Annotated in this window: 24 protein-coding genes; 10 read left to right on the forward strand and 14 right to left on the reverse strand. The window is 69.1% G+C overall.

Translation table 11 applies throughout. From position 1 onward, the window contains the following. Positions 1-4: 4 nt before the first annotated feature. Positions 5-1,384: a TULIP family P47-like protein gene (locus CEK29_RS09520; RefSeq protein WP_176456869.1), complete on the reverse strand. Its 1,380-nt coding sequence runs from the start codon at positions 1,382-1,384 to the stop codon at positions 5-7. A 189-nt stretch (positions 1,385-1,573) separates the two neighbouring features. On the opposite strand from CEK29_RS09520, the gene CEK29_RS09525 reads away from it, so the two are divergent. Then, positions 1,574-2,386, forward strand: coding sequence for a response regulator transcription factor (locus CEK29_RS09525; RefSeq protein WP_094857931.1), 813 nt, complete (start codon positions 1,574-1,576; stop codon positions 2,384-2,386). After that, positions 2,379-5,108: a hybrid sensor histidine kinase/response regulator gene (locus CEK29_RS09530; protein WP_094857932.1), complete on the forward strand. Its 2,730-nt coding sequence runs from the start codon at positions 2,379-2,381 to the stop codon at positions 5,106-5,108. Before CEK29_RS09525 ends, CEK29_RS09530 begins: the two co-directional genes overlap by 8 nt. 34 nt (positions 5,109-5,142) lie before the next feature. On the opposite strand, the gene CEK29_RS09535 is transcribed toward CEK29_RS09530, so the two are convergent. The 7 genes from CEK29_RS09535 to queE form a co-directional block, all read right to left on the reverse strand. Then, a complete protein-coding gene (locus tag CEK29_RS09535; RefSeq protein ID WP_094857933.1) occupies positions 5,143-6,585 on the reverse strand; it encodes an efflux transporter outer membrane subunit in 1,443 nt (480 codons plus the stop codon). Between the two features lie 40 nt (positions 6,586-6,625). Further along, positions 6,626-7,567, reverse strand: a complete 942-nt coding sequence (locus CEK29_RS09540; protein WP_094799343.1) for an efflux RND transporter periplasmic adaptor subunit — start codon at positions 7,565-7,567, stop codon at positions 6,626-6,628. Between the two features lie 4 nt (positions 7,568-7,571). After that, positions 7,572-7,784 (reverse strand): DUF1656 domain-containing protein, encoded by a 213-nt coding sequence (locus tag CEK29_RS09545; protein WP_094799344.1) that lies wholly within the window; start codon positions 7,782-7,784, stop codon positions 7,572-7,574. Next, positions 7,781-9,928 carry an FUSC family protein gene (locus tag CEK29_RS09550; protein ID WP_094857934.1) on the reverse strand — a complete coding sequence of 716 codons (2,148 nt, stop codon included), beginning with the start codon at positions 9,926-9,928 and terminating at the stop codon, positions 7,781-7,783. The genes CEK29_RS09545 and CEK29_RS09550 overlap by 4 nt, the downstream gene beginning before the upstream one ends. Next, positions 9,925-10,398, reverse strand: coding sequence for a MarR family winged helix-turn-helix transcriptional regulator (locus CEK29_RS09555; RefSeq protein WP_094799346.1), 474 nt, complete (start codon positions 10,396-10,398; stop codon positions 9,925-9,927). The genes CEK29_RS09550 and CEK29_RS09555 overlap by 4 nt, the downstream gene beginning before the upstream one ends. A gap of 303 nt (positions 10,399-10,701) precedes the next feature. Then, entirely contained in the window at positions 10,702-11,145 is a 444-nt protein-coding gene (gene queD / locus CEK29_RS09560) for a 6-carboxytetrahydropterin synthase QueD (protein ID WP_094799347.1), read from the reverse strand. A gap of 31 nt (positions 11,146-11,176) precedes the next feature. Beyond that, on the reverse strand, positions 11,177-11,809 hold the full coding sequence (gene queE / locus CEK29_RS09565) for a 7-carboxy-7-deazaguanine synthase (protein ID WP_094799348.1): 633 nt from the start codon (positions 11,807-11,809) through the stop codon (positions 11,177-11,179). A gap of 132 nt (positions 11,810-11,941) precedes the next feature. Here queE and arfB point away from each other — a divergent pair, with 132 nt between their 5' ends. Continuing rightward, on the forward strand, positions 11,942-12,358 hold the full coding sequence (gene arfB / locus CEK29_RS09570; protein ID WP_094799349.1) for an alternative ribosome rescue aminoacyl-tRNA hydrolase ArfB: 417 nt from the start codon (positions 11,942-11,944) through the stop codon (positions 12,356-12,358). A gap of 16 nt (positions 12,359-12,374) precedes the next feature. On the opposite strand, the gene CEK29_RS09575 is transcribed toward arfB, so the two are convergent. Beyond that, a complete protein-coding gene (locus CEK29_RS09575) occupies positions 12,375-13,223 on the reverse strand; it encodes a CPBP family intramembrane glutamic endopeptidase (protein WP_094857935.1) in 849 nt (282 codons plus the stop codon). Positions 13,224-13,430: 207 nt separating this feature from the next. On the opposite strand from CEK29_RS09575, the gene CEK29_RS09580 reads away from it, so the two are divergent. After that, positions 13,431-13,805, forward strand: a complete 375-nt coding sequence (locus tag CEK29_RS09580) for an MAPEG family protein (RefSeq protein WP_094799351.1) — start codon at positions 13,431-13,433, stop codon at positions 13,803-13,805. A gap of 124 nt (positions 13,806-13,929) precedes the next feature. Here the strand turns inward: CEK29_RS09580 and CEK29_RS09585 are convergent, their stop codons facing one another. The 3 genes from CEK29_RS09585 to CEK29_RS09595 all read right to left on the reverse strand — a co-directional run bounded on the left by CEK29_RS09585 (position 13,930) and on the right by CEK29_RS09595 (position 15,867). Then, complete coding sequence (locus tag CEK29_RS09585) at positions 13,930-14,382, reverse strand: carboxypeptidase-like regulatory domain-containing protein (protein ID WP_094857936.1); 453 nt, start codon at positions 14,380-14,382, stop codon at positions 13,930-13,932. Between the two features lie 142 nt (positions 14,383-14,524). Beyond that, positions 14,525-15,310, reverse strand: coding sequence for an NRDE family protein (locus CEK29_RS09590; RefSeq protein WP_094857937.1), 786 nt, complete (start codon positions 15,308-15,310; stop codon positions 14,525-14,527). Between the two features lie 8 nt (positions 15,311-15,318). Next, the gene (locus CEK29_RS09595) at positions 15,319-15,867 is read right to left on the reverse strand and encodes a YbaK/EbsC family protein (protein WP_094857938.1); all 549 of its coding nucleotides are present in this window, start codon (positions 15,865-15,867) and stop codon (positions 15,319-15,321) included. A gap of 194 nt (positions 15,868-16,061) precedes the next feature. Between CEK29_RS09595 and CEK29_RS09600 the strand changes: the two genes are divergently transcribed. Beyond that, entirely contained in the window at positions 16,062-17,114 is a 1,053-nt protein-coding gene (locus CEK29_RS09600) for an NADP-dependent oxidoreductase (RefSeq protein ID WP_094799355.1), read from the forward strand. Beyond that, a complete protein-coding gene (locus CEK29_RS09605; protein WP_094857939.1) occupies positions 17,114-17,794 on the forward strand; it encodes a type 1 glutamine amidotransferase domain-containing protein in 681 nt (226 codons plus the stop codon). The genes CEK29_RS09600 and CEK29_RS09605 overlap by 1 nt, the downstream gene beginning before the upstream one ends. Positions 17,795-17,840: 46 nt before the next feature. Here CEK29_RS09605 and CEK29_RS09610 read toward each other — a convergent pair whose 3' ends face one another. Then, complete coding sequence (locus CEK29_RS09610) at positions 17,841-19,439, reverse strand: glycerol-3-phosphate dehydrogenase/oxidase (protein ID WP_094799357.1); 1,599 nt, start codon at positions 19,437-19,439, stop codon at positions 17,841-17,843. Between the two features lie 46 nt (positions 19,440-19,485). Next, positions 19,486-20,304, reverse strand: a complete 819-nt coding sequence (locus CEK29_RS09615) for a DeoR/GlpR family DNA-binding transcription regulator (RefSeq protein WP_170948427.1) — start codon at positions 20,302-20,304, stop codon at positions 19,486-19,488. 149 nt (positions 20,305-20,453) lie between these two features. Between CEK29_RS09615 and CEK29_RS23855 the strand changes: the two genes are divergently transcribed. From CEK29_RS23855 to CEK29_RS09635, 4 genes are read left to right on the forward strand one after another with little or no spacing between them, the layout of a single operon-like run. Continuing rightward, positions 20,454-21,653, forward strand: a complete 1,200-nt coding sequence (locus tag CEK29_RS23855; RefSeq protein WP_176456870.1) for an ABC transporter ATP-binding protein — start codon at positions 20,454-20,456, stop codon at positions 21,651-21,653. Continuing rightward, the gene (locus CEK29_RS09625) at positions 21,653-22,741 is read left to right on the forward strand and encodes an ABC transporter ATP-binding protein (protein ID WP_094857940.1); all 1,089 of its coding nucleotides are present in this window, start codon (positions 21,653-21,655) and stop codon (positions 22,739-22,741) included. The genes CEK29_RS23855 and CEK29_RS09625 overlap by 1 nt, the downstream gene beginning before the upstream one ends. Continuing rightward, positions 22,738-23,616 carry a carbohydrate ABC transporter permease gene (locus tag CEK29_RS09630; protein WP_094857941.1) on the forward strand — a complete coding sequence of 293 codons (879 nt, stop codon included), beginning with the start codon at positions 22,738-22,740 and terminating at the stop codon, positions 23,614-23,616. Before CEK29_RS09625 ends, CEK29_RS09630 begins: the two co-directional genes overlap by 4 nt. After that, positions 23,609-24,421 carry a carbohydrate ABC transporter permease gene (locus tag CEK29_RS09635; RefSeq protein ID WP_094799362.1) on the forward strand — a complete coding sequence of 271 codons (813 nt, stop codon included), beginning with the start codon at positions 23,609-23,611 and terminating at the stop codon, positions 24,419-24,421. The genes CEK29_RS09630 and CEK29_RS09635 overlap by 8 nt, the downstream gene beginning before the upstream one ends. The last annotated feature ends 3 nt before the right edge of the window (positions 24,422-24,424 follow it).

Consider the following 24,424-nt stretch of genomic DNA (forward strand, 5'->3'; position numbering starts at 1 on the left):
GCGGTCAGGCCTGGGGCCAGGGCGTGCCGGAAAAGCGCAGGCTCTCGGCCAGGTCGACCGACTTCAGCGCAAACGATGCGCTGCCATCCCAGGCGAACGGGCGGCTCGCATCGCACGCGAGCGGCTCGGCCGGCAGGCCCCACGGCCCGCCACAGGATGGGTCGGCGGGCTCGGCGTCTGCATGCGGCGGCAGGCCGCCCGTCAGGGCCGCAAGCGCCAGGCCGCCCAGCATGACGGGGCCGTTCACCAGCAGCGACACGACGCCGGCCATCGCCGGCTGCCAGGCGGGGGCCGGGGATGTCCGGCTCGGCGCGTCGGCGTGCATCGTGCTCCACGGATGCACTTCGGCCTCGCCCTCCTGAACGAACGCAATGCGACGCCGGCCCTCGGCGTCGGTCTGCATGCGCAGCACCTGGCGGCTCAGCACGCGCCGATGTTCGGTGACGACGCCGTCGCTCAACGAGGTTTCGCTCTCGCAGACGAATTGATTGCCCGTGAAAGACAGGGTGAGCGAGTGCAGGGTGGGGGCGGCGGGCAAGCCGTCGTCCTGATCGACGCCGAGCGGACGCGGCGCCTTGAGCTGCAGCATCGGGAAGTCGCCCACGAACTCGAAGTCTTCGCGCTGCGTGCCCGGATAGGCAAGGGCCAGCGCAGGCAGGATCAGTCTGTCCAGCAGCAGGTGCGGCGAGATCAGCATGGCCGCCGGCTGCTTGTCGGCGATCACGCTGGCCATCACCTGCTGCTTGAGGTGTCCGCCCGGGCGGCCGTTGGTCATGGCCAGAATGGCGAGCACGCCGTCGCCGCGCGCCGGCCGGTCGGCATAGGCGTAGCTGATGGTGGTGGGCTTGAGCCAGGCGTGCGGCGCGTCGGTGCGCGGCGGATCGAGCGCGATGGTGGCGAGCGCATGTCGGAAGGCCCCGGCATGGGTGGCGATCCAGTCGTGCAACGAGGATTCGACCATGGAACGCCCCATCAGCCCGCACAGCGCGCCGAGGTCCGTGCGTTCGATATGGAAGGCGGCTTTGTCGTCGTCGCGATCGCTCCGGATCCGCAACGTGTGACCTTCAGCCTCGGCCACGTAGGCCAGGCTGACCGACACCGTGACCGAGCCATAAAAAGTCTGGATGCGGTCGGCGTGCCGCATGCTGGCATGCAGGATGGGAATCTGCAGGAAGATCCGATCCGCCCCGCCGCCGGGCACGATCTGCCATGCGCCCAGCGTGCCCTCGACGGAAATTTCTTCACCGTAGGCCGAGGAAAATTGCCGCGGCGCAGGTTGCCCGGCCGCGATGCGCGCGTTCAGATGCGAGATCTCGACGGCGTATACCAGGTCCCAGCCCAGGGTCGGGACGCCCCGGCGGGGCGCTTGAAGAAGTGAACTCATGCTTGTGTGCCAACTGCGCTGGAGCCCCCGTTGGTGGGGCGCTGTAACAAACGTTATCATCGCCAGATAGCGTTTTGATCTGCGAGGTTTGCTGGAATGCAGGACAGGTTTGCCGCAAGGAAAAATATTCGTGCGGCGGCAGGAGAGATGTCTGTCGCAGTGCGTCCGGCCGCGGGCCGCCGTGGAAGAATGCGCGGCATGAATGACGCCCCCGATCCGCTGGCACCCGGCCAGCTTGCCGGCTTGCGCGTGCTCGTCGTCGAGGATCGCCCCGAAGACCGCATGCTGCTGGTGGACTTCCTGACCAGCCAGGATTGCCGGGTCTATGTGGCCGAAGACGGCAACGACGGCTATCGGAAGGCGCTGCTGGTGCAGCCCGACATCATCCTGATGGATGTCACGATGCCGGTCTGCGATGGCGTCGCGGCCTGCCGCCTGTTGAAGGCCGACCGGGCCACGCACGGCATCCCGATCATCTTCCTGACGGCGGCGGTGTTGCCCAACGAGCGCGTGGCGGGCCTGTCGGCCGGCGCGGTCGATTACGTGACCAAGCCGTTCGACTTCGAAGAGGTGCGCCTGCGCCTCCTGATTCATCTGCGGGTGGCGCCGGCGGCGCCGCCCGAGCCGCGCCCGGAAGAGGGCATGTCGGCGGCCGCCGCCGGCGCCTCGCTCGACGGCGTGCTGTTTCGGGCCGCGCGCAAGCTGCTGCGCGAGCGGCTGGACCACACGCCGGAGTTGATGCCGCTGGCGCAGGCGCTGGGCACCAACGCACGGCGCCTGAACCAGGCGTTCCGCCGCTGCGCGGGCACCACCGTGTTCGAGTTTTTGCGTGAAGAGCGCATGCGCGAAGCGCGCCGCCTGTTGTGCGAGACCGGCCTGGATATTCAGGCGATCTCGCAGGCGGTGGGCTACGGCAACCGCGGCAATTTCTCCACGGCGTTTCGCGAGCGTTTCGGTATGCCGCCGACGGCGTTGCGCCAGGAGTCGGATCCGCATGCCTGACCGCCACAGCGCGTGGCCGCGGTCGCTGGTCTCTGTTCTCGTTCTTCTGCTCTTGCTGTCCGGGTTCTTCATGCCCGCGCGCGGCCAGCCGCCGCAACCCGTGGTGGATCTGAGCGCGCTCAGTGGCAGCCTGCGCCTGGAGGGCGTGCTGCGTGGCGTGGAGGATCGCGCCGGCCGGCAGGAAGCCGCCGACATGCTGCACGCGGCCTGGCAGCCCGTGAGCGCGGCCTGGCTGAATCGCGGCTACTCGGCCTCGGCATTCTGGCTGCGCCTCGAAGTGAGCAATTCCACGCCGGACATCCAGGAGCGCTGGCTGTCGCTGGGCGTGCCGCGGCTGGAAGACGTCCGTTTCTACCTGTTCGACGACGACACACAGCGCCCCTTCAAGACCTTGCTCGCCGGCAACCGCGAGCCCCTGTCGCTGCGCGAAGTGCCCGCCACCGTGTCGGTCCTGCCTTTGCTGCTGGCGCCGGGTGAGCGGATGACGGTGCTGGTCCGGGTGCAGAGCCGCTCTGCGATCAACATGGAACCCGTGCTCTGGACGCCCGCGGCCTTCGTGGGCGTGGAGCAGCGCGGCACGCTGGTGATGGCGCTGTTGATCGGCGCGCTGGCGATGGTGTGCCTCTACACGGCCTTGCTGGGGGTGTCGCAGCGCGATCCGGTGTTCCTGCTGCTGGCCGTGGCCATTCTCGCCGAGATCCTCTACAGCCTGGCGTTTCATGGTCTGCTGTATCGCTATGTGCTGACCGACGGCGGCGAATGGGTGCTGCGCGCCCCGACGGTGCTCGCGACGCTGGCCACGACACTCTTCGGCTACATGGCCATGCGCTTCGCGGATCTGCAGCGCGTGCGGCTGTGGCGCTGGGTGTATCACGCGCTCACCGTCTGCGGTGCGATCGGCTGCGTGTGGGCCGCGCTGGGCGATTACCGCGTCAGCGCACAGGCGATGATCGGGCTGGTGCTGCTGTGGGCCCTGGTCTGGCTGGTGTCGATGGTGGATGGATGGCGCCGGGGTCATGCCAATGCGCGCGTGTTTCTGCTGTCGTTCGCGGTCTATCTGGTGTGCCTGGTGCTGCGACTGGCCTTTATCCACGGGCTGTTGCCGGGCAGTTGGGGCGGCGGGCCGGAGATTGCGTGGGACCTGATGGCGATCTCGTTGATGCTGGGCGTGCTGTTGCACGGCCGGGCGCGGCAGCAACGCCAGGAACGGCTGGCGGCCCAGGAGGCCCTGACCCAGGCGCGCGAACGCGAACACCAGCGGCTCGATCAGGCCGTGACCGAGCGTACGCAGGCCCTGCAGGCCGCGCTCATTCGCGCCGACGAGGCAGGGCGGGTGCGCCAGGACTTCCTGGCCCGCATCAGCCACGACCTGCGCACGCCGCTCACGTCCATCATCGGCTTCGCGGATCTGATCCAGGCCGGTGGGCGCGACGACGCGCCGCGCGGCACGATCATTCGCCGCAGCGCCGACCATATGCTGGGCATGGTCAACGACCTGATCGATTACGCGGCGGGGGCGGGCGGCCAGGCGCTGCGGCTTTCGCCCGAATACGTGCACGCGCTGCTGGACGTGATTGCGAAGGAGGCCGGCCCGATCGCGGCGCGCAACGGCAATCGCTTCGTGCTGCGCGTGTCGGCCGAGGTGCCGACCGTGCTGGATCTCGACGGCAGGCGCGTGCGGCAGGTGCTGTCCAATCTGATCGACAACGCCGCCAAGTTCACGCAGCACGGTGTCCTGACGCTGACCGCGGACTACCGCGAGGTGGACGGTGCGGCGGCACCGGCCGCCGCGGCATCGGCGACGGACGCCGTTTCAGGGCATCTCGTGCTCTCGGTGCGTGATACCGGAAGCGGCATCGCGCCGGAAGACCTGCAGCGCATTTTCGAGCCGTTCCAGCGGCTTGCGGCGGCGGACAGCCAGCCCGGCGTGGGCCTGGGCCTGGCCATCGTGCAGCACTGGACCGAGCGCATGGATGGCCACGTTCGCGTCGATAGCAGGGTGGGCGAGGGCACCTCCGTGCACGTGACCCTGCCGGTCCGGGTGCTGGACGAATCCCGAGTGTCGCATCACTACCTCGCGACGGCGGCGCACGCGTTGCCGGCGCTCGAGGGGCAGGGCAAGCAACTGTGGCTGGCCGAAGATACGCCGGAAATCCGCGAGTTCCTGGTCGAGGAGCTGACCAGCCTGGGCTTCGCGGTCGAGAGCGAGGCCGACGGGCTCGGCATGCTGGCGCGCATTCAGCGCGCGGATGCGCCACGGCCGGACCTGATCCTCACGGACCACCGCATGGAAGGTGCCGACGGCGCGGCGGTGCTGGCGGCCGCGCGCGCACGCTGGCCCGAGGTGCCGGTGGTCGCGGTGTCGGCCACGCCGCACGACACGCGGTCGGGCGGCGGTGCGGGTTACGACGCGAGCCTGCTCAAGCCCATCAGCCTGGTGGACCTGAGGCACGTGCTGGCCAGGTTGTTGCGGCTGTCGGTGAACGAGGTGGCGGCACCCGCGCCCGTGTCGGCGTCCGCGCCGCGACTGTCCGCCGACGATCTGCGACAGCTGCACGCGCTGCTCGACAGCGGCGCCATTTCCGACCTGATGGACTGGGCGCGCGCGCTGCGGGCGCGCGATCCCGCGCTCGACGCATTGGGCGAGCAGATCCGCGGGCTCGCCCGTCTGGGCGATCTCGGCGCGATCCGTGCGCTGTGCGAGCGCCCGGATTCCGCCTGAACAGCGCGCGGACGAGCGCTCTGCCGGCGCCTGCTCAGCGCAGCGCGGCAGGCGCGCCGGCGTCTTCCCAGCCACCGCCGAGCGCCAGGAACAGCGCCACCTGATCCGACGAGAGCTGCGCCTGCGAGGCGGCCAGCGCGCTTTCGTTGGCAGCCAGCGTGCGTTCGGCGTCGAGCACCGTGAGGTAGTCGGTCTTGCCCAGCGTGAACAGCTGGCGCGCCTGCTGCGCCGCGAGGCGGCTCTGGTCGCGTGCCGCGCTCAGTGCGGCGTCGCGATCGAGCTGACGCGCATAGCTCACCAGCGCGCTCTCGGTTTCGCGCAGGGCGTTGAGTACCGTGCCGTCGAAGCGCGCGAGCGCGGCCTTGGTCGAGGCCTGGGCCTCGGCGATGCGGGCCTGCGCGGCGCCGGTGTTGGGCAGCGTCCAGCTGATCAGCGGCCCGACGCTCCAGCTGAACGTGCCTCGGTCGCCCAGCATGCTGGCCGGTCCGCCCGAGGCGCCGGACAGGCCGAGCGAAATTTTCGGATAGAGGTCGGCCGTGGCCACGCCGATGCGCGCCGTGGCCGCGGCCAGCGTGCGTTCGGCCTGACGGACGTCGGGCCGGCGCCGCAGCAGGGCCGCGCCGTCGCCCACCGGGATCGTCTGCGTCAGGCGCGGGGGCTGCGCGCATTGCAGCAGCGTCGTGGGCAACTCGGCCGGCGCCCGGCCGGTGAGGGCGGCGAGACGGTACAGCGCGATGCGCTGCTGGGCCTGGAAAGGCGGCAGATTGGCCTGCAGTTGCTCGAGCTGACCGCGGGCGCGCGAGACATCGAGGGCGGTGCCGCGGCCCGCCTGCTGCAGCCGCTCGACCGCCTGCAACGAATCGCGTTGCACCTTGACCGACTGCCGCGCGGAGGCGAGCTGCATGCCGGCCGCACACATATCGGCGTAGGCACGGGTGGTCTCGGCGACCAGCGTGACGCGGGCACTGTCGTAGGCGGCCTGCGCGGCGGCCTCGTCGCCCTGCGCGGCTTCGATCGCGCGCCGGATCTGGCCGAACAGATCGACCTGATAGGCGATGCTGACGCCGCTCGAATACGACCATCGGTCTTGCGGGCGGGTGTCGGGCTGCAGTTGCTGGATGCCGGAGCCATGACCGAAGGTCGGCGAGGCGTTGACGCCCAACGTGGGCTCCTGGCCCGCCTGCGTCTCGCGCGTGACGGCCTGCGCGCGCTCGAGATTGGCGGCCGCCACGCGCAGATCGGTGTTCGCGGCGAGCGCCTGTTCGACCAGCCCGTCGAGCGTGGGATCTTGATATAGGCGCCACCAGTGCGCCGGCAGCGGCGCCCGGCTGACCATCGCCTCGGCCTGCGTGAACGGCCCCTGGGCCGCGTCGCGCTTGACCACGGCCTCGGCGGGCACGTGATAGTCGGGACCGACGGCGGCGCAGCCGGCCAGCGCGAGCGCGAACGCAAGCGGCAGGAGTAGGCGGGTTTTCATGGCAAGACTTCTGTAGGCAAACGATAAAAGAAAAGTGCGATCAGCCCGCGCGACCGGACGGCGGCGTGCTGGCCGCCGGGGCGGCCGCGGTAGCCGCGGCAGGCGTGGCGTTGTCGATGGCGACCGTGGCCGTCTGACCGGCGACCAGCCGCACGCCGTCGGGAATGCTGTCGATCTTGACGCGCACCGGGATGCGCTGCGCGAGCCGCACCCAATTGAACGTCGGGTTCACATTGGGGAGCAGGTTGGCGCTGGTGCTGCGGTCCCGATCGGCGATGCCCATGGCGATGCTTTCGACATGGCCGCGGATCTGGCGGTCGTCGCCCATCAACGTGACGAGGGCGGCATCGCCTTCTTTGATGCGTACCAGCTTGGTCTCTTCGAAGTAGCCCTCGATGTAGAACGAATGGGCATCGACCAGGGCCATGACGGGATGACCGGCGGTGGCATAGGCGCCCACGCGCAGATCGAGGTTGGTGACGCGGCCGTCGACCGCCGCGATCACGCGGCTGCGTTCGAGATTGAGCTTGGCCACGTCGAGCTGGACCTTGGCCTGCGCGAGCGCGGCGTCGGTCTGCTGCAGACGGGTCTGGCTCTGTTCGACCGTCTCGGCCGACACGAGCTGTCCGAGCGAACGATTGCGTTTGACGTCGCGCGCGGCCTGATCGTGGGCGACCTGCTGGGCGCGCACGGCGGCGTCGGCCTGGTCGAGCGCCAGCGCGAATCGGGCGCGGTCGATCTCGAACAGCACGTCGCCGGCCTTGACGTCCTGGTTGTCGTGCACCGGCACCTGGGTGACGAGGCCGGACACGTCGGGTGCGACCTGCACCACGTTGGCCTTGACGCGGCCATCGCGGGTCCAGGGTTCGACTTCGTAGTGCACCCAGAGCTGCCAGCCGGCGTACGCGGCGGCGGCCACGACGAGCGCCGTCACGGCATAACGGCCGAGCGCAGCGGGGCGAAGCATGGTTGGGAGTTTCATACTGCTATCTCTGGAAAAAATAAGGGGAAATCAGGCTGGCGCCATACAGCAGCACCACGAACAGCGCCAGATCGAACAGCGCGGGGTGCCACACGAGGCGGTAGAAGCCGACCCGTGCCAGCACGCGCCGCGTCATCCACGCCACGGCCAGGGTGGGCACGGCCAGCACCAGCAGCCACGGAAAGAAGACGCCGTAGAAATTGAATTCGCCGATCATGATGCATACCCTGCGGAATCAAGACGCCGCGGACGATAGTCTTCGGCATCGGGGAAAAGGGCGCGCCGGATACCCACCAGCGCCACCACGGCGCGCTCGCGGGGTCCGCCCGTGCGGGGTCCGCCCGTGCGGGGGCCGCCCATGCGGGGTCCGCCCGTGCGCGGCGCGTCCGTACCGGGGGCGTCCGCACGCGGGCCCTCGGAGTGGTTCGCGCTGGCGCACACGCTGGCCAGCGCCTGATCGATGCGATCGAGCAGCTCGGGCGTGCGCGTGCCGCGCCGGCCCGCGTTGCGCTCGCGAAAGAAATTGCCCAGGCCATCGAGCACGGGCTGGATCGCCACGTCGGCGACCGGCAGATGGCGGCGCGCGCGCTGCAATTCGGCGATGTCCTTGCCCACCCGCAGATCCTTCAGGGCGTCGTCGGCCAACTGATCGTCGGCGCGTTTGCTCAGGGCCAGGCGCGGCTGCAGCAGACCGATGCGATCGAGCATGCGGCTCGCGTAGGCCTGGCGTCCAGGCACGCGGCGATTGCCGGCCAGCGCGATCAGCTCGCGCCAATTGGCGGCCTGGATGCGGCGCGCGCTGGCTTCGACGCTCACGCTGCGGAACAGCGCGGCGATCAGGGCGGCCATGGCGACGCCGATGCATTGGGCGACCACCGTGTCGAGGAAGGACACGAGGTCGGCCGTGTTGGTGTCGTGCAGCGCGAGCGTGCCGGTCAGGCCGAAGAACACCGCCATCGCCTTACCCGTGCTGGCCGGCCGCATGATGTACACGCCCGTCACGAACGCCACCGGAAACAGCGTCAGGGCCAGCATTTCGAACGAATGCACGGCGGGCATGATGCCGAGCAGGTACAGCGCCGACAGCGGGATCGAGTAGATCGTGTAGGTCAGGAACTGCATGATGCCGGGCACGGGGTTGTCCTGCGCGGCGAAGAAGCAGCTGAAGATCGCGGCCATCATGGCGGCGGTCGCGCCGTTGGTCCAGGCCGTGCCGATCCAGAACAGGCAGCAGATCGAGATCGCGACGCCGGCAGCGAGCGCCGAGAGCAGCGCCATGCCGTGATCCCGATGCAGGGCCTGGCCGCGGGTGAGGCGGCGGGGCCGCGCCGACAGATGCGGCACGCCGTGCAGGCCGTCGCGGATGTCCAGGCGCAGCGCCAGGCACGCATCGTAGGTGTCGACCAGCTCGCGCAGCCGCACGAGCAGGCTGGTGAGCAGCGCGTCCTGCCAGCTGGCCTGTGCATCGAGCGTGGGCTCCAGACGGGTGAGGGCGGCGCGCAGCTTCACCGCCTGATCGCGTGTGGCGGTGCGGGAGCCGTCCATCCAGACGGAAATATCGTCGAGCACCTGCGCCACCGGCGCGGGCAGCTCGTGGCCAGCGGCGGAGAGCGCCTGGAGCCGGTCTTCGACGGCGGACACGGCCGGCGTGAGCGCGGCGATGTGATCCTGCATGGCGCGCAGCGCGTCGGCCGTCCAGCGGATGTTGCCCGTGTCGAACGGCACATGGGTGGAGAGCAGGCGCAGCTGCGTGATGTCGTTGGCCAGCACGCGGCGGTCGCGCGCATGGCGGGCCTCGTCGCGGCGATTGAGCACGTCCTGAATCCAGCTGCGGGCATCGCGCACCGTGGCGTCGAGGCGGCCCATGAGCGGCGCGGCGATGCCGCGCGGCAGGATCAGGCTGTGGGCGAGCGTGGCGCAGAGGATGCCGAGGCTGATCTCCTCGACGCGGGCCAGCGCGGTGTCGAACACGGTGGACGGGTCGGTCACGCTGGGAAAGCCGATCATGGCGGCCGTGTAGCCGGCCAGCATGAAGAGATACGAGCGCGGCGTGCGGTCGAGCACCGCGATATAGAGGCAGGTGCCCACCCACAGCACCATCACCAGCGTCATCAGCACGGGATAGTTGGCGAGCCGCGGCACGCAATACACCGTCATGGCCGAACCGAAGAAGGTGCCGCCCAGGCGGTACACCGCCTTCGAGCGCACGGCGCCCGACCAGGGCTGCGACACCACGTAGGCGGTGGTGACCGCCCAGAAGGGGCGCGGCAATCCGATGGTGTACGAAACATAAAGCGCCAACATGGCGCCCAGGTAACACTTGATCGAAAAGAGCGATTCCTCGGCGGTGGGCAGCTTCATGGCCGGTAGTCCTCCATGGAGGCGGCCGACTGGCGGCCCAGCGCGGTCTTGAGGGTGTCGAACACGCGCAGGCAGACCTCGAGATCGGCTTCGCTCACGCCATCGAACAGCTGCCGGCGCAACTGAATGAGCACGCCCTCGATGCGCTCGCGCAGCACCTGGCCGGCATCGGTCAGGTGAATCGTCTTGGCGCGGCGGTCCTGGGCGTCTTCGCGGCGCTCGATCATGCCGGCGGCGACGAGCTGATCCAGCACGCGCACCAGCGACGGCCCCTCGACGCCGAGCGCCTCGGCCAGCACGCCCTGGCGCACGCCATCGCCGAGCCGTCCGGTGAGGATCACCGGCCAGGCGGTGGCCTGCGACATGCCGAAGTCGGCCAGTGCCTTGTCGGCCGCGCCGCGATAGGCGCGCGAGAGCACCATGAGGTTGGCGGTCATGGCCATGAGGCGGGCGTCGGAAGGCGTGTTCATGGAGTGCATTGTATCCTATTTAGTAGGAAGCTAATAAATAGGAAATCGCAATAATTCTGATCGATTGTGCCTAATGGTGAGCAGCCGGCCCGGCTCACCAAAAAGGGGGCGGATTGACCAGGGTCGGGCAGGGAGGCGGGGAACCGGTGGCGTCGAAGGCGGCGGTCAGGGGAGCAACGAGGGAGTGCCGGCGGCCAGGGCGGCGGCGGGCACGACGGCAGCGGGCCGGGCGGCAGCGGGGGCAGAGCGAGCGGGGGCAGAGCGAGCGGCGGGCGCGCCGGCCGGCGCGCCCGTGCCGGGAACTCAGGCGGTGCAGTCGGCCCAGCAGTTGGGCGTTTCGTAGAGGCGCACGCGCGTGAGCCGCAGGTCGGCGCCGTAGTGGCCGTGGTAGTGCGGCGCGAGGATGCCGAAGATGATGGTGGCGAGATTTTCGGCCGTGGGGATGCGGTCGAGCACCACGGTCTTGTGGCCGGGCAGCGTTTCCAGGAACGCGCGCACCGCCGTGTCGCCCTCGAATACCAGGAACGCGTGGTCCCAGACGTCGACGACGTGCGTCTTTGCGATCGACTTGATCTCGGAGAAGTCCATCAGCATGCCGTTGTCGGACTCGCCGGGCGCCTGCACGATGTCGCCCGTGAGGGTGAGCTCGAGCACATAGCGGTGCCCGTGCAGGTTGCGGCATTGGCTGCGATGGTCGGGAATGCGATGGCCGGCGTCGAATTCGAGCCTGCGGGTAACGGAAATCACGACGCGTACCTCGTCGTGCTCATGCGGACGTTCATGGAATGCCTATGTATTTGTGGGTTTGCACGCTCAGCCGCCACTGCGGATGTTGCATGCAGTACTGCACCGCGGCCTCGGTATGGGCCAGCCGCTGCGGGCTGTCCATGGGCTGCAGGAAGAAGTGCTCGAACTCGAGATCGGCGTAGCGCTCTGGCGGCGCTTCGCGCTGCGGATAGACCAGCTTGAGCTCGTTGCCCTTGCGCACCACGATGGTGGAGCTGCCCTTGGGGCTGACGCAGATCCAGTCGATGCCGGGCGGCGGCTCGACCGTGCCGTTGGTCTCGATGGCGATGGTGAAGCCTTCGGCATGCACCGCCTCGATGAGCGGGGTGTCGAGCTGGAGCAGTGGTTCGCCGCCCGTGAAGACCACATAGCGGCCGGCGCGCTCGGGGCCCCAGGTGCGGGCGAGCGTGTCGGCCAGGGCCTGGGCCGTGGCGAACTTGCCGCCGCCCACGCCATCGGTGCCGACGAAGTCGGTGTCGCAGAAGGTACAGACGGCGCTGGCCCGGTCGCTTTCGCGGCCGGACCACAGATTGCATCCGGCGAAGCGGCAGAACACGGCCGCGCGGCCGGCCTGGGCGCCTTCGCCCTGCAGCGTTTTGAAGATTTCTTTGGCGGAGTAAGTCATGCGGGTGCCTCCGGGCGGACAGGCCGGAGGTGGAGAACAATCCCGCATTTTACCGGCACCGGGCCAACCTGCGCCCGACCGAGGCGCGGACGCTGCCGCACGCGGCCCGATAAGGGGGTAGACTCACGCCCTATGTTGCATATCAAGGACGCTTTCTACCTGGATCCGCGCGATCTGGTCTTCGGCATGATCCGAGCCCAGGGCGCCGGCGGCCAGAACGTCAACAAGGTCTCCAGCGCGGTGCACCTGCGCCTGGACCTGCGCGCCAGCGGTTTGCCGCCCGAGGTGCAGGACAAGGTCATGGCGCTCGACGATCATCGGGTCACGAAAGAGGGCGTCGTGGTGATCAAGGCGCAGGCGTTTCGCAGCCAGGAAAAGAACCGCGCCGACGCCGTCGAGCGCCTGCTGGTGCTGCTGCGCAAGGCCTTGCACGAAGAGCGTCCGCGCAAGGCGACGCGCCCCACGCGCGCCTCGCAACAGCGGCGGGTGCAGCGCAAGGTCCAGCATGGCGACGTCAAGCGCATGCGGGGCCGCGTGCGCGACGACTGACCCGGCGCACGCCGCTTCAGCCCGCCAGCGCGGGATAGACGAACAAGCCGAAGTGCACGGTGTTGAGCCCCAGATGCGCGGCCACGGCCGCGGCCAGGCCGCCGTGCCGGTACGCCCAGCCGTAGCAGAGTCCCGCCACGGTGGCGAGCGCGATCATGGCGGGCCCGCCCGCCCAGTGTGCCAACCCGAACAGCAACGCGGCGATGCCGCATGCCGCCGCGAAGCCCAGCCTGCGGCTTAGCTGCTGCTGCACATAGCCGCGAAAAAACGCTTCTTCCGCCAGCGTCACGAGCACGGCGTTGTTCAGCAGCCAGATCCCGCCCTGGGCCGGCCAATGAGGCGACCAGCGCGTGTAGTCGAACAGCCAGGCCGGACCCAGGCACGCGAGGCAGGCGGCGGCGGTGGCCATCCACGCGGCGCGCAGCGTGGCGGCCGCGCTGCGGCCCAGGCAGGGCGGGGCCAGCACCAGCAGGATCCAGGCCGCGACGAGCGGTTTGTCGAAGTTCAGATAGAGCGTGAACGGCACCGCCCGCGGATCGAACCGGACGCCGTCGATGACGCGCGTGTTGTGAAAGCCGGGGAACAGGTGCAGCGCGAGGCCGAGGGCCGTCAGCACGAATACCGCGTGCCCCACCGGCGTGAGCCAGCCGCGCGCGGACGCGCCTTGCGGGCTGCCTTGCCACACCGCCCACGCGGACGCGCCCAGCAGCGCGAGCGGGGCGAGCACGCGCGCGTCGATCTGTCCGCCGATCGCGGCTAGCAGCAGACCGGCGGCGATGCCCATCAGCGCGACGCGCCGGGTCGCCGGCGGCCAGAGCAGCAGGTAAGAAGGAATCAGGATCAGCCAGGGGGCGTGGGCAGGCATGGCGCGGCAAGGGAAGCCAGGGGTGCGCAGCAGTGTATGCGAGGGCCGGGGGCGGCACGGCGCGCGTTCGGACGAAGGCGCGGAGATTGCGTGACGTGACGCCGTGCGGGCGCATACCTGCCGAAGCGACACCGGTCCGATTGACGCCTTGAAACGGGCAGGCAATCATGTGACGCCCGGCATCCGTCGCCGGAGGAGGAGACAGGGATGCATGTGATCGCGTGGTTGATGGTGGTGGCCGCTGTGCTGCCGATCGTGTCGGCCGGGCTGGCGAAGGCGGGCGGCAAGCGCTTCGACAACAACGCGCCGCGCGAGTGGCTCGCGCGTCAGGAGGGCTGGCGTGCGCGCGCGCATGCGGCGCAGAACAACGGGTTCGAGTCGCTGCCGTTTTTCTACGCGGCGGTGCTGTATGCGTTGCACACCCACGCCGATCCGCGCCATCTCGCCGTGCTCATGGGCGCCTGGCTGCTCACGCGCGTCGTCTACGTCGCGCTGTACGTGGGCGGCTACGGCACGCTGCGCTCGCTCATCTGGGCGACCGGCCTGGTGCTCAACGTGGTGATCCTCTTCTCGGGCCGCTGAGCCAGGCTTTGCTGCTGGATAAAAAACAGGCCGGCAATATGCCGGCCTGCGTCCTTCGTGGCGCACAGCGGTCAGACGTGCAATCGAATGGGCCCGACGCCGCGGCGCCAGGCGCGTGGCCCGCTTACTTGCTGAGCGGCCACTCGAAGCTGGCGCGGGTGGTGCCGCTTGCGCCCACTTTCACCTTCTGCGTTTTTTCGACACCGCTGGAACTTGCCTTGACGGTGTATTCGCCGGACGGCAGGTTGGCCAGCAGGTAAGGTCCCTGGGAGGTGGTGTTGAGCACCGTGGCGCCCTTGGCGTCGGTGATCTGCACGGGCACGTCGGCCAGGTAGACGCCGCGGCCGCCGTCGCCGCGCTGGGCGAAGGTGAGGGCGAGGCGGTACTGCGACGAGGCCTTCTGCAGCGCCTGCGACTGGCCTTCGCCGATGCCGCCCGAGACAAATTGCACCGAGCCCTGGGTCTGTGCCTGCGGCAGCACGGGCAGGGTTTCCTGGGCATGGGCGAGCCCGGAGAAGGCGAGGGTGCCGGCGATCATCGCGGCGGCAATCATCGAACGTTCGTGGTTTTTCTTCATGGCGAACACTCCTATCGGTCGGTTCCGGCAGGCGCGGCGGGGCAGTTCGAAAGCCCGGTCGCCGTTCATCCCGGAATGTCTGATTCGACCATGGGAAGCCATGCAAGTTCGTTGCCGGTTGTGAACAAATCCGGCAGAGCTTTCAGCCTGGACTGACGCGGAAAGCCAGATCGGTTTCGCGCCGGATGCGCGCGTCCGGATCGAAGGTGCGCTCGTGCAGCTCGCCGCGTCCGTCGGCATGCCAGGCGAGCAGCGTGGAGCTGCGCGTGCCGTAATCCGGGCTCACGATGAACGGGCTGCCCAACAGGCGCTCGCGATCCAGCGGCAGGCCGGTGCGCGGCAGATCGGCGTCGCTGGCCGGGGTGCGGTCGTCGAGCGCCGCGTACAGGGCCGGAATCTGTTGCGCGAAGGCCGCGTTGGCGTGTTCCAGCACGTGCGTGAAAGCGGCTTTCAGGCGGACCAGCTTCGGCCAGGGCGTGTCGAGCAGGGCGTTGGAGACCGCATACACGCCCGGCGCCAGCCGGCGCGGCGAGCCCGGGTCGCGATTGCTGCAATACCAGGCCGAACGCAGATCGCCGACGATGAGATTGAATCCGTTGTAGCGCTCCCCCTCGCGGGCCACACGCGCCACGTAGTCGGCCGGCGCCTCGTCGCCGCGCAGGTAGGCTTCGACCAGGGCGCCGCGCGAGACCGCATCGGTGTGCTGGCGCCCGACCTCGCGGTAGTTCGTGACCAGTGCAAAGCGGCCCCGGTCCGTCGTGCCCATCCAGCTGCCGCCGGCCTGCAGATCGCGGCCGGCATAAAGCACCGGCTGCCCGGGCCAGGGGTGGATGGGCTCGGTGGGGCGGGCATGGAACTCATCGCGGTTGGCCGCGATCAGGACCGGCATGCCGGGCACATGATGAAGGGCGAGGACGGCAAGGCACATGGCGGATCCTAGGTCGCGTCGACGTCGGCCGCGCCGGCGGGCGGGGCGGAATCGGCCTGCACGGGCGCGGCATCGGGCGGGCGCACCAGGGGGGCCACGCGGGGCCGCGCGATGCGAAAGTAGTCGTCCGCCCGCATCAGGATCGACGCGTCGAGGCGGCCGGCGTTGAAAACGATCTGCTCATGACGGTGCTCGAGCGTGGGATCCACCAGCAGCATCAGATCCGGATTGAACGAAAAGGGCGGAATCGCGCCGATCTCGCAGCCCGTGAGTTCGCGGGCGAGGTCACGCGTGGCCAGCGATGCCTTCTTGCCACCCGCCGCGGCGGCGATCGCGTCGAGATCGGCCTGGCCATCGGCCGGGAAGACGGCCAGCACATGCTGGCGCACGGTGGAGCTCATTTTCACGCGGCAGACCAGAGCCTTGGCGCCCTGGCTGACCTGCGTGCCACGGATCGCGGCCACCTCGGCGGAACGGCCCTCCGCCGCGTGGCGCAGAAGCTGATAGGTGGCGCCTTGCGCGTCGAGCAGGTCTTGCAATTGCTGGAAGATGTCCATCGTCGGAGGGGCGCCGCCGCGAAGGCGGAATGAGCTGTCGAACGGGGCTCCATGATACGCCGCCGCGTGCGTAGGGCCCCGCAAGGCGCATGGTGTAAAAGAGAGGGAACGGGCGCGGACAGGTTGCCCGGCCGGCGTCACCGGCCATGCGGACCCGCGCCCACCATGCGCATTGCGCGAGGAGGCTGTATCCGATGACGACATCTCAATCCGCCACGATCAATCGCCGTGTCGTGCTCGCACGGCGCCCGCAGGGCGAGCCCGTTGCCGAGGATTTCCGGCTCGAGACCGATGCGGTGCCCACACCCGGCGAGGGCCAGGTGCTGCTGCGCACCGTCTATCTCTCGCTCGATCCCTACATGCGCGGCCGCATGAGCGACGCGGCGTCGTACGCCGATCCCGTGGCGCTGGGCGCGGTGATGGTGGGCGGCACGGTCAGTCGCGTCGTGGCCAGCCATCATCCCAAATATCAGGTCGGCGACTGGGTGCTGTCGTATGCCGGCTGGCAGGACTACAGCCTGTCGGATGGCACGGGTCTGCTGCCGCTCGGCGCGGCGCCGGAGCATCCCTCGTATGCGCTGGGCGTGCTGGGCATGCCGGGCTATACCGGCTACCAGGGGCTGCTGGACATCGGCCAGCCCCAGCCCGGCGAAACCGTGGTGGTCGGCGCGGCCACCGGCGCGGTGGGCTCGGTCGTCGCGCAGGTGGCACGGCTGAAGGGTTGCCGGGTCGTCGGCGTGGCGGGCGGCGCCGACAAGTGCCGCTACGCCGTCGAAGTGCTGGGCATGGACGCGTGCGTGGATCATCGTGGCCCGGACCTGGCCGGCGCGCTCGCGGAGGTCACGCCCAAGGGCATCGACGTGTATTTCGAGAACGTGGGCGGCAAGACTTTCGACGCGGTCCTGCCGCGTCTCAATACCCGCGCACGTATTCCGGTGTGCGGCCTGATCTCGGCCTATAACGCCACGTCGCTGCCCGACGGTCCGGATCGACTGCCGCTGCTGACGCGTACCATTCTGACCAAGCGCTTGCGCGTGCAGGGCTTCATCATCATGCAGGACTATCCCGATGGATTCGGCGCGTTCCGGCGCGAGATGACGGGATGGCTGGAGCAAGGCCAGGTCAAGTATCGCGAGGACGTGGTCGAGGGATTGCAGGCCGCGCCGCAGGGCCTCATCGGCCTGTTGCGAGGAGAAAACGCCGGCAAGCGCATCGTGCGCGTCGGCACGGACGAAGGGAGTGCATGATGAAGATCCTGATGGTGCTGACCTCGCACGACCGGCTGGGCGACACGGGCCGCAAGACGGGCTTCTGGCTCGAGGAGTTCGCCGCGCCTTATTACGTCTTCAAGGATGCGGGCGCCGAGCTGGTGCTGGCCTCGCCGGCGGGCGGGCAGCCGGCGCTCGATCCCAAGAGCAGTGATCCGGACGCGCAGACCGAGGCCACGCGCCGTTTCGATGCCGATGCCGAGGCCCAGGCACGCCTGGCCGCCACGGTGCCGCTCGCGCAGGTCGACGCGGCCGAGCATGACGCCGTGTTCTATCCCGGTGGCCATGGGCCGCTGTGGGATCTGGCGGAAGACCGCCGCTCGATCTCGCTGATCGAGACGCTGCTCGCGGCGGGCAAGCCCGTGGCCGCGGTCTGTCATGCGCCGGGCGTGCTGCGCCATGCGAAGGCCGCCGATGGCCGTCCGCTCGTGGCGGGACGGCACGTGACGGGCTTCTCCGATACCGAAGAGCGGGCGGTGCAACTCGAGAAGGTGGTGCCGTTCCTGGTGGAAGACGAGCTCAAGCGGCTGGGCGGGCACTACACGCGCGGACCCGACTGGGCCGTGCACGTGGCCAGCGATGGCCTGCTCATCACCGGTCAGAACCCGGCCTCGTCGGAAGCGGCGGCCCGCGCGTTGCTCGCCGCGCTCGAGAACTGAGTCAGGAATCAACCAAGTCGCGAACGCGGCGGGGCCCTCCGTGGCCTCAGTGCAGGCGGTAGCCCGCCGCGACGGCCGCGAAGGCGGTCTGCTGGGCCTGCTGCCAGACGGCATCGTGGCCCAGCTCTTCAGCCAGCAGACGGGCCACTTCGGGCGCGGCCGCTTCGGCGGCCGCCGCATCGAGGAACAGCGCGCGGTTGCGCCGCGCCAGCACGTCTTCGACCGTGCGCGCCAGCTCGGCGCGGGCGGCGTAGCGTACGTGAGCTTCGGTCAGGCCGCTGGCCTTGACCAGCATGCGGTCGGCACCCGGCAGGGCGCGCACCGTGGCCAGGTCCGTGCCGTAGTAGCTGTCGGGCGTGCCCTGGGCCGCCGGCAGCGCGGTGCCCGGACGCGGCGCGCCGTGCAGCGGCAGGGCGGCCGTCGCGCAGGGTCGTTGCGGCAGCAACTGTTTTTCGATGGCGGTATCGATCACGTCCTGGGCCATGCGGCGATAGGTCGTCCACTTGCCGCCCGTGACCGTGACCAGACCCGAGGCCGACACCAGAATGGTGTGCTCGCGCGACAGGGACTTGGTGGCGGCATCGCCGGTGGCCTTCACCAGCGGACGCAGGCCGGCCCAGATGCTGGTGACGTCGGCGCGCGTCGGCTTGCGGGTCAGGTAGCGGCCCGCGGTTTCCAGGATGAAGTCGATTTCGCGCTCATCGGCCTTGGGCTCGAGCGGCAGGTCCGAGCGCGGGCTGTCGGTCGTGCCGACGATGGTGTGGCCGTTCCACGGCACCACGAACAGCACGCGGCCGTCGTCGGTCTTGGGAATCAGGATGGCGTCGTCGCCCGGCAGGAATTCGCGCGGCAGCGTCAGGTGCGTGCCCTGGCTGGGGGCGACCATGGTCTGGGCCTGCGGATCGTCCATGCGGCGCACGGCGTCCACCCAGACGCCGGTCGCGTTGATGATGCATTTACCCTGCACGGTGTACTGGCCGCCGCCGATATCGTCGCGCAGCGTCACGCCGTCGATCTTGTCGTCCGTGCGCGTCAGCCCTTCGGCGCGCATGTAGTTGATCGCGGTGCCGCCCTGGTCGAACAGCGTGCGCATCAGCGCCAGCGCCAGGCGCGCGTCGTCGAACTGGCCGTCGTAATAGAGCACACCCCCGCGCAGGCGCTTGCCATTGACCTCGGGCGCGACGGTGGCCGCGTGAGCGATCGTGTCGGCGCGCGAGAGCCAGCGGCTGGACGCGAGATTCAGCTTGCCGGCCAGCATGTCGTACACCTTGAGGCCGATGCCGTAGAACGGCTGGTCCAGCAGCGTGTAGGCGGGCACCACGAAGCCCAGCGGCCAGGCCAGGTGCGGGGCATTGCGCGCCAGCAGACCGCGCTCGTGCAGGGCCTCGCGCACCAGGCTGATGTTGCCCTGGGCCAGGTAGCGCACGCCGCCGTGCACGAGTTTGGTGGCGCGGCTGGAGGTGCCTTTGGCGAAGTCGGCGCCTTCGACCAGCAGCGTGCGCAGGCCGCGTGCCGCCGCGTCGACCGCGGTGCCCAGGCCCGTGGCGCCGCCGCCGATCACGATCACGTCCCAGGTCTGGGGCTGGCGCAGGGTGTCTAGGAGGGCCGCGCGGTGGGGCAGGGCAGGAGAGGCGTGTTCAGTCATGGAATGGGCGTGCGGAGTATGAGAGGGACGGGCCGATGCGGCCGGCTCAAGGGGTGTCGTTGAAGTCGTCGGTGGCGTGCAGGACATCCTCGCCGGGGCCGGCGTCGGAGATCTCGCAGCGCACGCCGGCTTCGCTCAGGGCCTGCGCGAGCTGCGCATGCGGGCGGGCATCGGTAAAGAAGCGGTCGATCTTGGAGATGTGGGCCAGCTCGACCATGGCCTGGCGCTGGAACTTGCTGCTGTCGGCAGCCAGCCACACCTCACGCGATTGCTCGATGATGCTGCGGGCCACGCGCACTTCGCGGAAGTCGTAGTCGCGCAGCGTGCCATCGGCCTCTATGCCCGAGATGCCGATCAGGCCGATGTCGACCTTGAACTGGCGGATGAAATCGATCGTGGCCTCGCCGGTGATGCCGCGGTCGCGCGGGCGCACCACGCCACCGGCGATGATCACCTCGCAATCCGGGTTGTCGGACAGGATGTCGGCCACGTGCAGGTTGTTGGTGATCACGCGCAGGCCGCGATGGCGCAGCAGCGCGCGCGCGATGGCTTCGGTGGTGGTGCCGATATTGATCAGAAGCGAACAGCCATCGGGCACGGCGCGGGCCACGGCCTCGGCGATGCGGCGTTTGCCGTCGGCATGAAGCCCCTGGCGCTTGCGATACGCGATATTCTCGATGGTGGAGGCTTCGATCCGGACGCCGCCATGAAAGCGTGCCAACATGCCAGCCTCGGCCAGCAGATTGACGTCGCGCCGCACGGTTTGCAGCGTGACGTCGAAATGGCGCGCCAGGGCCTCGATCGAAGCCGATCCCTGGCTTCGGACCAGCTCGACCAGGGCGCTTTGTCGTGGATTGAGTGTCATGGTTGCATCATAAAACAACAAAACCGAAAAATGATGACGCAGTGCGGGATTGTTTTTGGTTCGTTTCTTCTGTAAAACGCAAAAAAACAAAAGAAAGCGCACGCAGCACCCTTGAAGTCGCAGCATCGCCGATGGCTGGAGGAGGCCGGATGGAGCTGGTGTTGGATGGCATCGAAGTGCATGCCGGGTCTCAGGTCCACCTGTATCCCATGAGCCTGGCGCCCGTGCCGGGCGCCATGACGGTGCTGCTGGGGGCCACCCTGGCGGGCAAGACCACGCTGATGCGCGTCATGGCCGGGCTCGACCGCCCCAGCGGCGGCCACGTGCGCGTCGATGGCCACGACGTCACCGGCGTGCCGGTGCGCCAGCGCAACGTGGCGATGGTGTATCAGCAGTTCATCAACTATCCCTCGCTCACCGTCGCCGACAACATCGCCTCGCCGCTGCGCCTGCGCGGCGGCAAGCGTGCCGACATCGACGCCGCCGTGCGCGCCATGGCGGCCCGCCTGCGCATCGATCACCTGCTGGAGCGCCTGCCCGCGGAGCTGTCGGGCGGGCAGCAGCAGCGCGTGGCACTGGCGCGGGCGCTCGTGAAGCAGGCGCCGCTGGTGCTGCTCGACGAGCCGCTGGTCAATCTGGATTACAAGCTGCGCGAATCCCTGCGCGACGAGCTCGCCGGCCTGTTTGCCGAGGGCCGCTCGACGGTGGTCTACGCCACCACCGAGCCGGCCGAGGCGCTGTTGCTGGGCGGCCACACCGCGGTGCTGGACGCCGGCGAACTGCTGCAGTACGGGCCCACGGTCGAGGTCTTTCACCGGCCGGCCTCGCTGCGCGTGGCGCGCGCATTCAGCGACCCACCCATGAATCTGTTCGCGGCCGAGCGCGAGGCGGGTGGCCTGCGCCTGCCAGGCGGGCTGTTCCTGGCGCGCGCGCTGCCCGAGGCGGCGGCCGGCGCGGCGGCGCCCGGCGCATCGGCGCCCGGCGCATCGGCGCGCGGCGCTCCGGCGCCCGACGCAGCGGCGGCCGGCGCTCCGGCACCCGTCGCTCCGACGCCCGATGCCTCGCGCCAGACCCTGACGGCCGGCATTCGCGCCGGCGCGTTCCGGCTGGCGCCGCGTCCGGGCGACGTGGCCCTGCCCGGGACGGTGGCCCTGGCCGAGATATCGGGTTCCGACACCTTCCTGCATCTGGACACCGCCGCCGGATCGATCGTGGCGCAGTTGCCCGGCGTGCATCGCCACGCCCTGCAGGCGCCGCTTACGCTGCACGTCGATCCGGCCGACACCTACGCCTTCGATGCGGCGGGCTGGCTGCTGGCCGCGCCCTCGGCGCGGCGGGAGATGCGCTGATGGCACGTATCGACCTCGACCTCGCACACGCCTATGTGCCGCATCCCCAGCGCGACGAGGATTACGCGCTGCTGCCCCTGCGCTCTACGTTCGAGGACGGCGGCGCGTACGCGCTGCTCGGCCCCTCGGGCTGCGGCAAGACCACGCTGCTCAACTGCGTGTCCGGGCTGTTGCGCCCCTCGCGCGGCAAGGTGATGTTCGACGGGCGCGACGTGACGGCGCTCTCGCCGCAGGCCCGCAACATCGCCCAGGTGTTCCAGTTTCCGGTGGTGTACGACACGATGACGGTGGCGCAGAACCTGGCGTTTCCGCTGCGCAACCGCGGCGTGCCGGCGGCCCAGGTGCGCGAGCGGGTCGGCCGCATCGCCGAGATGCTCGAACTCTCGAACGTGCTCGACCGGCGCGCCAGCAACCTCACCGCCGATGCCAAGCAGAAGATCTCGCTCGGCCGCGGCCTGGTCCGCAACGATGTGTCGGCCGTGCTGTTCGACGAGCCGCTCACGGTGATCGACCCGCATCTCAAGTGGGAGCTGCGGCGCAAGCTCAAGGAAATTCACCACGAGCTGCGGCTGACGCTGATCTACGTCACGCACGACCAGACCGAGGCGCTGACCTTCGCCGATCAGGTGGTGGTGATGTCGCGCGGCAAGGCGGTGCAGGTCGGCACCGCCGACGATCTGTTCGAACGGCCCGCGCACACCTTCGTGGGGCATTTCATCGGTTCGCCGGGCATGAATTTTCTGGCCGCGGTGTGGCAGGACGGCACGCTGCAGGTCGGCGAGTATCGCCTGGACGGGCTCACCGCCGCCCAGGCGCTGCGGCTCGACGCCGAGGGGCCCGTCACGCTCGGCGTGCGGCCCGACTACCTGCGCCAGGTCGCGCCGGGCACGCCGGGCGCCGTGCCGGTGCGGCTCGCGCGGGTGCAGGACGTGGGCACCTATGGCCTGCTCACCGGCGAATTCGAAGGCACGACGCTGCGCGCCCGCGTGCCGCTCGAGCCGGGCCTGCCGGCGGTCGGCCAGACCGTCTGGCTTGCCGTGATCAATCATCACACCTGCTTCTACCGCAACGAGGAGCTGATCCAATGAAACCCCTCGATCATCGCGCGTGGTTCCTCGTGCTCCCGGTGGTGTTGTGCGTTTCGTTCTCGGCCATCCTGCCGCTGATGACCATCGTGAACTACTCGGTGCAGGACATCATTTCGCCGGATCGGCGGGTGTTCGTGGGCACGGAGTGGTACGCGGCCGCTTTGCAGGACGAGGAATTGCACGGCGCGCTGTGGCGCCAGATCGGCTTTTCGCTGGCGGTGCTGGGGATCGAGATTCCGCTGGGCATCCTGCTCGCGCTGGCGATGCCGGCGCATGGCTGGCGCGCCTCGGCGGTGCTGGTGATCATCGCGCTGTCGCTGCTGATTCCGTGGAACGTCGTCGGCACCATCTGGCAGGTGTTCGGCCGCACCGATATCGGCCTGCTCGGCGCCAGTCTCGCGGCGCTCGGCCTGGACTACAACTACACCGGCAATGCGCTCGACGCCTGGCTCACGGTGCTGGTGATGGACGTGTGGCACTGGACGCCGCTGGTCGCGTTGCTTTGCTATGCCGGGCTGCGCGCCATCCCCGATGCCTATTACCAGGCGGCGCGCATCGATGGCGCGAGCCGCTTCGCGGTGTTCCGCTACATTCAGCTGCCCAAGCTGCGCGGGGTGTTGATGATCGCGGTGCTGTTGCGATTCATGGACAGCTTCATGATCTACACCGAGCCGTTCGTGCTCACCGGTGGCGGGCCGGGCAATGCCACCACCTTCCTGTCGCAGTACCTCACCCAGAAGGCCGTGGGGCAGTTCGACCTCGGGCCGGCGGCCGCGTTCTCGATCATCTACTTTCTCATCATCCTGCTGCTGTGCTTCATCCTCTACAACTGGATGCAGCGCGCGGGCACGGGCTCGGAGACCGATCATGTCTGAATCGCGTTCGGCCTGGCGGCCGCTGTTCCTGATCCTGTATCTGCTGTTCGCCATCCTGCCGCTGTATTGGATGCTGAACATGTCGTTCAAGACCAATACCGAAATCGTGGGCGAGCTCACGCTGTTTCCGCGCGAGTTCACGCTGGAGCATTACCGCACGATCTTCACGGATCCGGCCTGGTATTCGGGGTATATCAACTCGCTGATCTATGTGCTCATCAACACGGTGATCTCGCTGGCGGTGGCGCTGCCCGCGGCGTATGCGTTCTCGCGCTATCGCTTCATCGGCGACAAGCACGTGTTCTTCTGGCTGCTCACCAATCGCATGACGCCGCCCGCGGTGTTTCTCCTGCCGTTCTTCCAGCTCTACACCTCGGTCGGGCTGATGGACACGCACCTCGCGGTGGCACTGGCGCACCTGGTGTTCAACGTGCCGCTGGCCGTGTGGATCCTCGAAGGCTTCATGTCCGGTGTGCCACGCGAGATCGACGAGACGGCCTATGTCGATGGCTACTCGTTTCCGCGCTTCTTTCTCACGATCTTCCTGCCGCTGATCAAGGCGGGCGTGGGCGTGGCCGCCTTCTTCTGCTTCATGTTCAGCTGGGTCGAACTGCTGCTCGCGCGCACGCTCACTTCGGTGAACGCCAAGCCCATCGTCGCCACCATGACACGCACGGTGTCGGCGTCCGGCATGGACTGGGGCGTGCTGGCCGCCGCCGGCGTGCTCACGATCGTGCCGGGCGCCATCGTGATCTGGTTCGTGCGGCATTACATCGCGAAGGGCTTCGCGATGGGCCGCGTCTAGGCG

Origin of the sequence: Bordetella genomosp. 5 (assembly GCF_002261475.1) — a bacterium.
Taxonomy (GTDB): domain Bacteria; phylum Pseudomonadota; class Gammaproteobacteria; order Burkholderiales; family Burkholderiaceae_B; genus Bordetella.